The following is a 13025-nucleotide window of genomic DNA, read 5'->3' as shown; positions in this document are numbered from 1 at the left end:
TAAGTGTTCCAACTTTGCACAAATTTATTTTTAATGAATGTTAATGGATAATATTTGTTCTTTTTTAGTCCGAAAGTTTGCTCGAAAAATAAAAAAAAGCAATATTTTGGTGAGCCAGAATATGATAATTCGGCTTTTAGCATTTTAAACGCTAGAGAAAGTTAAGCTGTTGATGCTGCTGTAGCTCATCAAATGAATTAATGCTGTGGAAAAACAGGGCACGATTTTTAAAACTTGCCCGCTGCATGTGCATGTCAGCAAAACAGATTTTTAAACTGTGCTGATCATTTTCAAGATGTTGTATAAGAATGGGTAAGCTGCTGCGTTTCATCAGACAGAATGGAAACAATGCTTTTTCATTTATTTCAACCACCGCCACTTCAGATAAAGGATGTCGTTGCAGGGCTTGATGTAAACGTGAAATGACCTTTTTGGGAATATAGGTCACGTCACAAGGCACAAACAACACATAATCAGATTGCACATGTGACCATGCGCTCTTCATGCCCATCAATGGTCCCTGAAAGCCGGATTCATCGTCCTGATAAAAGTCGATCGAAGGAATCATCCGTTTATAAATGGAATGATCCCGATGGCTATTGACCCAGACTTTGCTTGCCCGGGACTTCAACTGCTGATGGATTTTAATGAGCTGGATTTCATCATCAAATTTGTGCAGCAATTTATTGATGCCATTCATGCGCCGCGCTAAACCGCCGGCCAGGATCACCACGTCAGTTTCCGGATAAGATACCGTTTTAACTGCTTTTCTTTTCATTCTATGCACTCCGTCTGGCAGACTTTAATCAGGCCTCTAATTTCTGGCAAGCATGAACCACAATTTCCTCCGGCTTTTAGACATGCAGTCACCTGTTTTTCATGCGTGATATTTTTATCTTTAATGGTTTGAATAATTCGGTTCTTACCAACTTTAAAACAACTACAGACCAATGCCCCTTCACTATTTCCCATCGACATGGCCTGACCTGCCAGCAATGCTTTACGATGCAATGCACTCAGACGTTCACGTCTAAACAGGCCAGCCACCCAGTCACGATCTGGCAATAGCGCCGCCGGTGCGATATAAAAACTGGCAATTAACTGGCCATCCTGAAGCACCACACTATGACTGATATGTGCAGTTTGATCTTCGAGATTCAGCCATTCAAAGCTTTCATCATTAAAGTCTAACAGGCTCTTGATCTGCCCGGTGATGTCAGAAAAACGGCGCCGGTCTGCTAGCTCATAACGGATGGCCTGCGTGGTTTGAATTTTGCTCCACCACACTGTATTTTCAATCATGGTCTGGATCTGCTGCTCAAAGCCTTCCCGTACATACAGCACGCCCTGCCACTGGGTATAAAATGGCTGGATCATCACCGGAGTATGTTTAAATTCTGGCTCACCAGAAATCGGGTCAACTACAGGATTCACCACTTTGCCAATCCGCGCATCTGAGGCAAACTGGTCGTTCCAGTGAATCGGTGCAAAAATCTGGCCACGTCGCATATTTTGTGAAAATTGCACACGGAGCACACAACTTCCCCAAGCGGATTTCACCTCGACCAGCTCGGCATCTTTCAGGCCATATTTCAGCGCATCGTGCGGATGCAGCTCACAATAAGGCTCGGCACGATGCTGGGATAAACTGGCAGATAATCCGGTACGGCTCATGGTGTGCCATTGATCGCGAATCCGTCCGGTATTCAGGATCAGAGGATATTCAGCAGAAATAGCATGTACCGGATCGGCTGCAACTGTCGGCACCAATCTGGCTTTGCCATCTGCATGGCTAAACTGGCCTTGGCTAAATAGTTGACCAACCTGATGAACTTCTTGCTTATCCCAGACCGGCCACTGGATCGGTGTTAGATTCTGATATTCAGCAAAACTGAGATGAGTTAAACCTTGCAGATTGAAATAGCGGAAATTAGGGGTATCTTCACGTTGCGAAAGCGAACTATTCTGATAAGCAGATAAACGGGCATGTTCCAGAAAAATGTCATGGCTATTATTAAAGTCAAAACCGCTAAAATCCAAGACCTTGGCCACTCGGGAAATGGCCCACCAGTCTGCTTTGGCTTCACCCGGAGCCGGCAAAAAAGCCTTTTGCCGGGAAATACGGCGCTCCGAATTGGTGACTGTGCCATCTTTTTCGCCCCAACCCAATGCCGGTAACAGTACATCGGCATATTGCGTGGTATCGGTGTCGAGACAAATATCGGAAACGACCACAAATTCACACTTTTCCAGAGCGCGTTTAACCTGATCTGCATCGGGCAAACTCACGATCGGATTGGTGGCCATAATCCAGATGGCCTTGATTTTCCCGCTTTCCACCGCTTGAAATAAATCTACTGCTTTTAATCCGGGCTGCCGCGCGATGACCGGGCTTTGCCAGAAATCTTGCACCAGTTGCTGATGCTGCAGATTGTCTAAATCCAGATGACTGGCCAGCATATTGGCCAGCCCACCGACTTCCCGTCCGCCCATCGCATTCGGTTGTCCAGTCATGGAAAAAGGTGCCGAACCGGGTTTGCCTATTTTCCCTGTCAATAAATGACAGTTGATAATGCTATTGGCCTTGTCTACTCCTTGAGAGGATTGGTTTACGCCCATGGAAAACAGGCTCATGATTTTTTCGGTCTGTGCAAATTTCTGAAAAAATAAGGTTAATTTTTCAATAGCAATACCGGTACATTTTGCCACGCTTTCAATCGATGACTCTGTCGAGCTGCTGGCAAGCGCCTGCTCCAGACCTTGAGTATGTTGGGTAACAAAATCCAGATCGGCATGACCATTTTGCTGAAGATACTGCAACAAGCCATTAAACAGCGCGACATCCTGACCTGGTAAAATCGGCAAGTGTAAATCTGCCGCTTCACAGGTTGCAGTAAAGCGCGGATCAATCACCACCACGAATAAATCCCGCTCTTCCTTGGCTTTCATGATGCGCTGATAAAGCACCGGATGGCACCAGGCAGTATTGGAACCTACCAGAACCACCATTTCTGTCTGCTCAAAATCTGTATAGCTGGCTGGTACCAGGTCTTCGCCAAAAGCCCGTTTATGTGCCGCCACAGCAGATGACATGCACAGTCTTGAATTGGTATCAATATTGGCAGTACCGAGATAGCCTTTTACAAACTTGTTCACCACATAATAGTCTTCAGTCAAAAGCTGGCCGGAGACATAAAAGGCGATGCTGTCGCGTCCATATTGATCAATACATTGCTGAAATTTATTGGCAATACTAGAAATGGCATGATCCCAAGTGCTTATTTGCCGCTGCTCTTTTCGACCTGTCATCGGATGCAGAAGCCGGGTTTTTAAGCCAAGTGTATCGGCAAGATGACTGCCTTTAATACACAACTTGCCCAAGTTCGCAGGATGCTGAACATTGCCTTCAATCTCAACCTTTTCACCCATCGGGGTTTGGCTTACGTGCGCGATGACGCCACAGCCTACTCCACAATAAGGACAGGTCGTCTGAGTAGTTTTTATTTGGGATTCAGTAGAGCTATGTAGTTCCATAACCGGAATACTATTCATTGCTGCTGTGCTCCTTAATCATCCAAATTCACGTGTTTCACCAAATCTCTGATATCTAGCTTTTACAGGTTTGATTTAAATTTTTTCTATGTCTCAACAGCTTTAATCCTCCCCAATCCTCCTTTAGCAAAGGAGGGAGATACCCCCTCTTTTTTAAAGAGAGGTTGGGGGGAGATTGATCTGATTACCCTGCCTTTTTTAATGCAAAATCCCGACCAAAAAGAAGTTTGCTGCGGATATTACTAATTGGTGTCTGGTCTGCAATCAGTTCTGCATACCAAGCCCCATCTTCGGTATCGCCAAATAGCACCGCACCAATGACCTTGTCCTGCTGTATGATGATCCGTTTATAAATCTGACGTTTTTCATCATTCAGCACGATATCTTCAAAATCATCCTGAGGTTCAAAATTTCCGGCTGAAAAGACATCACATCCGCTAACCTTGAGTTGGGTCGGAACATTCGGTGCCTTAAAGGTCAGTCGGCCATGTTCAGCCAGATGTGTCGCACAGATAAAGGCCTGTCCCCATAATGGCTCAACCAGTCCAAAGGTTTGGCCACGATGCTCAATACATTCACCCACCGCATAAATACTCGGGTCATAGGTCTGCATGGTGTCATTCACCAGTACTCCACGATTGCAGCGCAAGCCAGCCTGCTCAGCCAAAGTTTTATTTGGTCGAATCCCGACGGCAAAGACCACCAAATCGGCATCCAGCACTGTCCCGTCTTTTAAACGCAGTTGAGTCACGTGACCATCAATACCGAGAAGTTCTTCGGTGTTGGCTTCGGTAATGATCCGGATACCTTTATCTTCAATTGATTTTTTCAGCATTTGACTGGCTTTCATATCCAGTTGACGATCCATAATACGGTCCATCAGATGCAGCACAGTCACATTCATTCCCTGCTGCTTCAGTCCATAAGCTGCTTCCAGCCCCAGCAGGCCGCCCCCAATCACGACGGCATTTTGCCTGGTTTTGCAGTAATCCAGCATGCGACTAACATCCTGAATATCCCGGAAGCTAATCACGCCTTCAAGTTCAGCACCTGGAATTGGCGGCATAAAGGGTTTGGAACCGGTCGCGAGGATCAGACGGTCATAAGCAACGACTTCGCCTTTTTGGGTGTGGACCTGTTTACGCGAACGGTAGATAGCGATGGCAGCATCCCCAGCAATGAATCGAATGCCTTTTTCAGCATACCAGTCGGCTGAATGCAGCATAATTTCGGCAAAGCTTTTCTCACCAGACAATACCGGTGACAACATGATCCGGTTGTAATTGCCCCATGGCTCCTTCCCAATCACGGTAATGTCATAACGATCTGGCGCCATATCCAGCAAGTCTTCCAGACAACGCATACCCGCCAGTCCATTCCCGATCAGTACCAGTTTTAAGCGCTCTGTGTTTTGACCATTACTGGAAATATAAGTTTTTTGTGGAGTCGGACTCACCAGAACTTTGCCATTTTCAATTCGGGTTGGAAATACCAGTAATTTCTGCTCTTGTTCTTCCAGACAACGACCGGTCACCAGACTGAAATGCTGCTTGTAAATTGGGGATGCGACTACACGCTCACCTTGCAGATCACCCAGAATGCCACGTGCCATGACATTGGCCAGACTAAACGGATCCTGATTGCTGAGTGCATAAACCCGCTGTTCCTGACCCACGCGAAAAATTGCAATCTGCTGATCTTCAATCAGGGCTGCCACACCGGTATTCGGAGTGATCTCATCCAGATTGCAGACTTCGTACCAGTTCAGTTCGTTCATGTCTTTTAAAATTGTCATTTTCATTCTCCCTGACTGTGGTATTTAGGCTTCAACCACTGGAATACGGTTTAAATCACGTTCAGCTTCTGTCTTTGGACGAATCTGGCCACGTACAGGCGCAAACTGAATATGCGGGTCATTCTGCTCGGCTACTTTGGCATTAATAAAAGTCTTAAAGCGTTTGCGCACTTCAGGATCTTCAATCGCAGTGCGCCATTCATCCTGATAAGTGCCAATCACATGCTGCATACGGCTTTCCAGTTCAGCGGCAATGCCGAGCGAATCATGCACAATGACATCTTTCAGATAGTCCAGCCCACCTTCCATATTGTCACGCCACACACTGGTGCGCTGCAGACGGTCTGCTGTCTGGATATAGAACATAAAGAAGCGGTCGATATATTTGATGAGTGTGGGAGTATCCAGATCCGAGGCGAGCAGTTCAGCATGGCGCGGTTTCATGCCGCCATTTCCGCATACATATAGATTCCAGCCTTTTTCCGTGGCAATGACACCGACATCCTTGCTCTGTGCTTCTGCACATTCACGGGTACAGCCGGATACTGCCATTTTGGTTTTATGTGGTGAACGCAGGCCTTTATAACGATTCTCCAGGAAAATCGCCAAGCCGACAGAATCATCGACTCCAAAACGGCACCAGGTACTACCCACGCAAGATTTCACCGTACGTAAGGATTTGCCGTAGGCATGTCCGGACTCGAAACCGGCATTGATCAGTTTCTCCCAGATTTCAGGCAGTTGATGTACCTGTGCACCAAACATGTCAATTCGTTGTCCGCCCGTGATTTTGGTATATAAACCATAATCTTTGGCGATCTGACCGATGGTAATCAGGCCATCCGGAGTAATCTCGCCGCCTGCCACACGTGGCACAATCGAATAGGAACCATCTTTCTGGATATTGCCGAGGTAGTAGTCGTTACTATCCTGCAAACCGGCATGACTTGGTTTCAGAACAAAATCATTCCAGCAGGATGCCAGAATATTGGCTACAGTCGGTTTGCAGATATCACAGCCCATGCCGTGCCCATGTTGCTGAATCAGGTCAGAGAAAGTCTTGATTTCATGCACGCGTACCAGGTGATACAGTTCCTGACGCGAATAGGCAAAATGTTCGCACAGGTGATTGTTCACCGTGACACCCTGACGTTGTAATTCAGATTTGAGAACCTGCGTTACCAGTGGCGCACAGCCACCGCACGCCGTTGCAGCCTGGGTGCATTTTTTCAGTGCACCCAATGAAGTTGCACCGCCATCAATGGCTGAACAGATATCAGCTTTGGAAACGTTATTACAGGAACAGATGGTCGCACTGTCAGGCAATAAATCGATGCCACTGCCACCTGATTTGGAGGTTGACTGATCAAAGCCCGGCATGATCAGGCTTTCCGGTTGCTCCGGTACAGCCAGACCATTCAGCATCATTTGTAGAAGATCACTATATTCTTTGGCACATCCCACCAGCACCGCGCCCAGCAGTTTGGTCTTATCTGCTGACACCACGATTTTTTTATAAACCTGCGCGGCTTCATCAGCATAAAAATAGCTCAAAGCACCTGGGGACATGGCATGTGCATCACCAATAGAAGCAACATCCACGCCCATCAGTTTGAGTTTGGTGCTCATGTCTGCACCAGCGAATGCATGACTTTCTTGGCCTAGGACATGTTTTGCCGCGATCCGCGCCATGTCATAGCCTGGTGCAACCAGACCATAAATTTTATTGTCCCAAAGTGCACATTCACCAATGGCATAAATGTCCGGATGTGAGGTCTGGCAATAATCATTAATGATGATGCCGCCACGCTCACCAATCAGTAAACCACTTTGGCGCGCCAGTTCATCACGCGGACGAATGCCGGCCGAGAACAGGATGATATCGGTTTCAAGCACCGAACCATCTCCGAACTTCATTACATGCTGAGTGCTGTCACCATCTTCAATACTTGACGTGGCCTTTTGAGTATGTACCTTGACACCAAGGTCTTCAATTTTAGAGCGCAGTACCCGGCCGCCCAGATCATCAATCTGCACCGCCATCAGACGCGGAGCAAATTCTACGACATGAGTTTCCAGATTCAGATCTCGCAGGGCTTTCGCTGCTTCCAGCCCTAGCAAGCCGCCGCCAATCACTACGCCAGTTTTGGCATTCAGACTGGCTGCACGAATGGCATCCAGATCTTCAATGGTACGATAAACAAAGCAATTCTGACGGTCATTGCCCGGGATTGGTGGCACAAAGGCATAAGAACCGGTAGCGAGAATCAACTTGTCAAAACTCAGCACATCACCCTGGCTGGTGGTGACGGTTTTATGGAGCTGATCAATTTCAACCGCTTTAGTATTAAGTCGCAAATCAATGCCATAAGCATCGGCAAAATCACTACGACACAGACTCAGATCCTTGACCGACTTGCCGCTGAAATATTCGGTCAAATGTACCCGGTCATAAGCTAAATGTGGCTCTTCTGCCAAAATGGTCAGCTCAATGTCATCACCGGCCTGTTCCAGTACAGATTCGATGAATTTATGCCCCACCATGCCATGCCCAATCATGAGAATTTTCATATCTGCACTCCAACTATTGTTTTTTTAAAGATGATAAAAAGCCGCATATCACGTCTAGGCATTGATATGTCTGCTGATTGAATATGTTGTAAATACCGCAACCCAGCGCTTTGTAATGCTGGAGGAAGGGTTGAAACGCTTGTGCGTTTTGTATTGCTGAACAACTGACCATGTCATTTATCCTGTGCTGAACGAAATACCAATCACACTCCTTGAAAGTGCAATTACGATCAGAACGGACATCGTTGGCCGTTGTTAGTATTGAAAGTCATCTTTGACGATTTAATAAATGCAGAAATCGTGCCAACTTTTCCAATAAGAAAACGCCTTATTTCAGGCAGATGATCTACCTAAACGCTTCATTTTGATCAGCCATCAGCTGAAATCCCTAAAGCTATGCACTAAATTGAACAGAAAAATAGAATTTTATGCACCAATTTAATGGCATGTTTTTTGCTTTACTCCTGCTTGAATATTCCTTAGGCCTTACTTGAAAATATTCCATGTCCAAATTACGAATTGCTCTTATTGATGATGATCTGGAGCGCGCCCAATTCATCCAGGAATCCTTACTTTCACATGATTTTCAGGTGGTGGCCTGTTTAATCCTGAATGACCTGAATATGGTACATGTTAAGGGTATTCATGCAGATGTGATCCTGCTGAATATGGATCATCCGCATCGGGATATTATTGAAAGCTGTGTCAGCCAATATGAACTTCCGACCGTGCTGTTTACCCAGAACTCCAATAAAGACACCATCAAGAGTGCGATTGATGCCGGAATCACGGCCTATATTGTCGATGGTATTGATCCCACGAAACTAGAAAGCATTCTGGAAATTTCAATTGAACAGTTTCGCAAACATAAAAAGCTGCTGAACGATTTAAAAGAAACCCAGGACAAGCTGGTTGACCGTAAAGATATCGATAAAGCCAAAGCCCTGCTCATCCAGCTGCATGCCTTAACGGAAGAACAAGCCTTTGCTTTATTGCGTAAAAATGCCATGAGTCACCGGATTACCATTGGTGAAATGGCCAGACGCTTACTGGATGCACAGAAGCTGTTACTGGGCCAATAAGGAAAAGCATATGTCCACATTAGAAAAAACTGAACTCAATATTGGCTATATTCCTTTACTTGATTGTGTTGCCATTCTCTGGGCTGAAAAACAGGGGTATTTTGCCGAGCAAGGATTAACCATCAATTTAATCCGCGAAGCCTCATGGTCAAGTTTGCGTGACCGTCTGGCCTATGGCTTTCTGGATGCTGCACATTGCCTGTCTGCCATGTTGCCCGCTGCTGCCCTGGGCACAGACCAGTTACAGGTGGCTTTACAAACCCCTCTAGTACTGAGTGTGAATCAGGCTTTTATTAGTCTGCGCCAAGATCTGTGTTATGAACTCGGCATCCAGCCTGAGGATGATGAACAGATTACCTCAAAGAAACTTGTACTGGCTTTACAACAGAATCATTCCATCAATCTGGCCTATGTTTATAAATATTCGATTCACCATTACTGTTTAAAAGAATGGCTGGCACTGACTGATCCACAACTGGCCAAGAATATCCAGCTGATGACCTCTCCACCGCCTTCTATGGTAAAAGGAATCGCAGAACAGGTATTTGATGGGTTTTGCGTGGGAGAACCCTGGAATATTCAGGCCAAACTTGAAGGCTATAGCTTTATTGTCGCTGCCAGCCAGAATGTCATTCCAAAAGTTGCCGATAAAGTCTTGGCCATGACCCAAGAATGGGCAGAACAGCATCCATTTACCGTAGAGGCAGTGGTCAAGGCTGTACAAAAAGCGCAGGATGATTTAAAGCAGCGCAGCGATTTATCAGACGTATGGAACATGCTGGTGGATTATCAGATTATTCAGTTTGAATGTTCCGCCCAGCGGCATGTCTATGACTTTTACAAAATCAAGAATATTATCCGGAATTTTGTTGGAGAAAGTGCCAAACCGAAAGTCGATGATTTTATCTGGCTTCTGCAGCAGATGCAGAAATGGGAAGATATTGAAATGACCGCAGCCGAGAAAAAACAGATTGCACAGCAGTGCATCTATAGCTTGCAAAACCAGCATGCAGACATTATTGGCTAAATGATGTTACTGAAAAAAGAGGCCTGATTTTTCGGGTCTTTTTTATTGAGTCTATTTTCCAGAAAATGATTAAAAATCTTTGCATTCTGATCTAACTTCTTGAATATGATTAGGGTGTGTTGACACTTTTAGCTTAAAAAAATAGCGAAGTAGTAAAATCAAATCGCCAAACCCAATTTTACTATTCGCTATGCCTCGTACCATGCTGACAGATCAACACTGGCAAAAGTTGAAAGTTATTCTGCGTAATTTATCCATTCACCACAACTCAAATTTACGCAATTTTATTGAAGCTATTCTCTATAGAATTAGAACAGGCTGTCCGTGGCGAGATATTCCTTGTTGTTTTGGTCATTCCAACTCTATTTTCAAACGTTTTAATCATTGGTCAAGCAGCGGTAAGTTACTTAGATTATTCAAATTACTAGCCTCATGTCCCGATATGGAGTGGATTTTTATTGATGGCTCTCATGTACGTGCTCATCAACATTCTGCCGGCATAGCGAATCAATCTATTTCTAAAAGTGTAGGGGGAAACTCCTCAAAAATACATTTGATTGTTGATGCACATGGCAATCCTATTGATTTCATGATTACCGATGGCACTACACATGACATCAAAGTTGCACCTGATTTAATAGCAACATTAGATTTAAAAGAGACAGAAGTGGTATGCGCAGATAAAGGCTATGATTCAGAACCACTGCGTGAGCAGATCAGAAAAACAGGGACTAAAGCGAATATACCAAAGAAAACAAATAGCCAATCAAACAATGACCATATGGACTGGTGTTTATATAAAATCAGGCATTTAGTTGAAAATATGTTTTGTAGATTAAAGCAATTTAGAGGAATAGCTACTCGATATGACAAGCTCAAAAGAAATTATCAAAGTTCTGTTGCTTTAGCCTGTATATTTTTATGGCTACCTTTATAGGGTTAATTATGAACAGTAAATGTCAACAGACCCTAAGAGTTGTCTGCTAATTTTTTCTATAAAAATAAGCCATTTTAAGAGTCATTTCAGGATTTGGGATGAAATGGCATCCATTTTGCTTATTTAGTATTACGTTTTATAAAATTTGTAATATTGAGGGGCAACACTATGAGTTACGTTGCACGTGAACTCAGTCAAAGAAATAAATTGCTGTTTGGCTTGGGGTCTTTTTTAATACCAATTTTAATTTGGTGTGCAGTCAGCTACTTGCCATTTATCTGGCATCCACAAGTCCAGATTACTGATTCAGGTAGTGTTGCCTATTTACAGGTCGAAAGTCGTATTGATAAAGACCAGTTTTTTTCTGCTGCGCAGTCTGCGGTAGATCAGGGTCTGGCTCCGCCGCAGGGTATTCTGGTCAACCCGATTTATCTGCCTGCACCACATGAAGTTGCGATTGCACTGGTCACGGCCTTTACCACGGAGCCTGCTCAGGCCAATGCACCCTGGTTTCATGAAAGTCTGTGGCACAGTATCAAGCTGGTCTTTACTGCGTTCTTTATTTCTTCCTTGGTCGGTATTCCACTCGGTATTTTATGCGGGTTTTCAAATAAAATTTCCCAGCTGATCGAACCCTTTGTCGAATTCTTCCGCTATTTGCCTGCTCCGGCCTTTGGTGCACTGGCAGTGGCAATTCTCGGAATTAATGATGCACCAAAAATTGCCATTATTGTGATTGGAACCTTGTTCCAGCAAATCCTGATTATTGCCAATACCACACGTCTGGTGGATCGCAGCCTGATCGAAGCCGGTTTTACTCTGGGCACCAATAAACTCAAAAGTCTGTTACATGTGGTGATTCCTGCCGCCCTGCCTGAAATTTACCGTAATCTGCGTGTGTTGCTCGGCTGGGCATGGACTTACCTGATCGTAGCAGAACTGATCGGCAGTACCTCAGGAATCACATGGTTTATTACCCAGCAAGCCCGCTATCAAAACTTTGATAATGTCTTTGCCGCGATCCTGATTATCGGTGTGATTGGTCTGCTGTGTGATGTGATTTTAATGAAACTGGGACAACGCTTATTTAAATGGAAACCGGGAGCCAACTGATGCAAAACACTGAATTTAATACCCGCGAATACTTTGACAAGATTTATAGCCGTCCGGTGATTCTGGAAGCGAAGCAATTGACGCAAAAATTCAGTCATGGCAAAACCGAGCGTACGGTTTTAAATGCACTAAATTTGAAAATTCATAAGCGGGAGTTCATCTGTGTGATTGGGCCTTCCGGTTGCGGCAAGTCAACCTTTAGCCGTGTAGTCGCCGGTCTGGATCCTTATAGCAGTGGTGAGATTCTGGTGGATGGCCAGCCGATTACCGGCCCAAGTCCAGAGCGTGGCATGGTGTTCCAGGGCTATACCCTGTTTCCATGGAAAACCGTCAAGGAAAATGTCATGTTTGGCCCGCGCATGAAAGGCCAAAGTAGTGCAGCTGCCGAAGCGCAGGCACGTGAATGGATCAATATCATTGGTCTGGAAAAGTATGAAAACCAGTATCCGCATGAGCTGTCTGGCGGGATGAAACAGCGTGTCGCGATTGCCCGGGCTTTGGTCAATGAACCGAAGATCCTGTTGATGGATGAACCCTTTGGAGCACTCGATCCGCATACCCGGCAAAAAATGCAGCGTCATCTGATGGATCTTTGGCAAAATATCGACATCACCATCATTTTTGTGACTCACGATATGGATGAAGCCATTTTACTGGCCGACCGTATTGTGGCGCTGAAAGCCAATCCGGGTGAAATCAAGGAAATTATCGAAGTTGATCTACCTCGTCCACGCCATCCAGACGTCATGCTTAGTCCTGAATTTAAACAGTTAAGACAACGTGTCGATTATCTGGTGCATGCTGAAGAAGATGAACTGGATCCGGCACTAGCAGAACTGCCGGTCATTCCGCGTATGACCAAGGTCAGCAGCAATAAATAATCTTATCCAAAATGCCTTTGGGACGACCCGAAGGTTTTAATCGCTGTGTTGGACGACCAACATTAGA

At 45.2% G+C, this 13025-nt stretch carries 8 protein-coding genes and 1 pseudogene; 5 read left to right on the top strand and 4 right to left on the bottom strand.

The features are described 5' to 3' along the window. Window positions 1–151: 151 nt before the first annotated feature. The 4 genes from mobA to nirB all read right to left on the bottom strand — a co-directional run bounded on the left by mobA (window position 152) and on the right by nirB (window position 7918). Complete coding sequence (mobA, locus tag H0S56_RS07320) at window positions 152–778, bottom strand: molybdenum cofactor guanylyltransferase (RefSeq protein WP_004646999.1); 627 nt, start codon at window positions 776–778, stop codon at window positions 152–154. Next, the gene (locus H0S56_RS07315; RefSeq protein WP_195724740.1) at window positions 775–3552 is read right to left on the bottom strand and encodes a nitrate reductase; all 2778 of its coding nucleotides are present in this window, start codon (window positions 3550–3552) and stop codon (window positions 775–777) included. The genes mobA and H0S56_RS07315 overlap by 4 nt, the downstream gene beginning before the upstream one ends. A 184-nt stretch (window positions 3553–3736) precedes the next feature. After that, window positions 3737–5347, bottom strand: a complete 1611-nt coding sequence (gene nirD / locus H0S56_RS07310; RefSeq protein ID WP_195724739.1) for a nitrite reductase small subunit NirD — start codon at window positions 5345–5347, stop codon at window positions 3737–3739. A gap of 24 nt (window positions 5348–5371) precedes the next feature. Further along, on the bottom strand, window positions 5372–7918 hold the full coding sequence (nirB, locus tag H0S56_RS07305; protein ID WP_016806747.1) for a nitrite reductase large subunit NirB: 2547 nt from the start codon (window positions 7916–7918) through the stop codon (window positions 5372–5374). Window positions 7919–8421: 503 nt separating this feature from the next. Here nirB and H0S56_RS07300 point away from each other — a divergent pair. The 5 genes and pseudogenes from H0S56_RS07300 to H0S56_RS07280 all read left to right on the top strand — a co-directional run bounded on the left by H0S56_RS07300 (window position 8422) and on the right by H0S56_RS07280 (window position 12958). Beyond that, a complete protein-coding gene (locus tag H0S56_RS07300) occupies window positions 8422–9000 on the top strand; it encodes an ANTAR domain-containing response regulator (protein WP_195724738.1) in 579 nt (192 codons plus the stop codon). A 10-nt stretch (window positions 9001–9010) separates the two neighbouring features. Beyond that, the gene (locus H0S56_RS07295) at window positions 9011–10027 is read left to right on the top strand and encodes an ABC transporter substrate-binding protein (protein WP_195724737.1); all 1017 of its coding nucleotides are present in this window, start codon (window positions 9011–9013) and stop codon (window positions 10025–10027) included. Between the two features lie 190 nt (window positions 10028–10217). Continuing rightward, window positions 10218–10983 (top strand): annotated as a pseudogene (locus H0S56_RS07290) (IS5 family transposase). 149 nt (window positions 10984–11132) lie between these two features. Beyond that, window positions 11133–12077: an ABC transporter permease gene (locus H0S56_RS07285; RefSeq protein ID WP_114541233.1), complete on the top strand. Its 945-nt coding sequence runs from the start codon at window positions 11133–11135 to the stop codon at window positions 12075–12077. After that, complete coding sequence (locus H0S56_RS07280) at window positions 12077–12958, top strand: ABC transporter ATP-binding protein (protein ID WP_064096740.1); 882 nt, start codon at window positions 12077–12079, stop codon at window positions 12956–12958. Before H0S56_RS07285 ends, H0S56_RS07280 begins: the two co-directional genes overlap by 1 nt. Window positions 12959–13025: the final 67 nt, after the last annotated feature.

It is taken from the genome of Acinetobacter lwoffii, assembly GCF_015602705.1.
Classification (GTDB): Bacteria; Pseudomonadota; Gammaproteobacteria; order Pseudomonadales; family Moraxellaceae; genus Acinetobacter; species Acinetobacter lwoffii_E.
The sequence above is the reverse complement of the archived record's forward strand: the minus strand, read 5'-3'. Positions and strand labels throughout refer to the sequence as shown.

What these genes read in the sequence shown, in the direction of transcription:
- mobA (WP_004646999.1), bottom strand. Translation starts at nt 778, where the DNA reads ATGAAAAGAAAAGCAGTTAAAACGGTATCTTATCCGGAAACTGACGTG.
- H0S56_RS07315 (WP_195724740.1), bottom strand. Translation starts at nt 3,552, where the DNA reads ATGAATAGTATTCCGGTTATGGAACTACATAGCTCTACTGAATCCCAA.
- nirD (WP_195724739.1), bottom strand. Translation starts at nt 5,347, where the DNA reads ATGACAATTTTAAAAGACATGAACGAACTGAACTGGTACGAAGTCTGC.
- nirB (WP_016806747.1), bottom strand. Translation starts at nt 7,918, where the DNA reads ATGAAAATTCTCATGATTGGGCATGGCATGGTGGGGCATAAATTCATC.
- H0S56_RS07300 (WP_195724738.1), top strand. Translation starts at nt 8,422, where the DNA reads ATGTCCAAATTACGAATTGCTCTTATTGATGATGATCTGGAGCGCGCC.
- H0S56_RS07295 (WP_195724737.1), top strand. Translation starts at nt 9,011, where the DNA reads ATGTCCACATTAGAAAAAACTGAACTCAATATTGGCTATATTCCTTTA.
- H0S56_RS07285 (WP_114541233.1), top strand. Translation starts at nt 11,133, where the DNA reads ATGAGTTACGTTGCACGTGAACTCAGTCAAAGAAATAAATTGCTGTTT.
- H0S56_RS07280 (WP_064096740.1), top strand. Translation starts at nt 12,077, where the DNA reads ATGCAAAACACTGAATTTAATACCCGCGAATACTTTGACAAGATTTAT.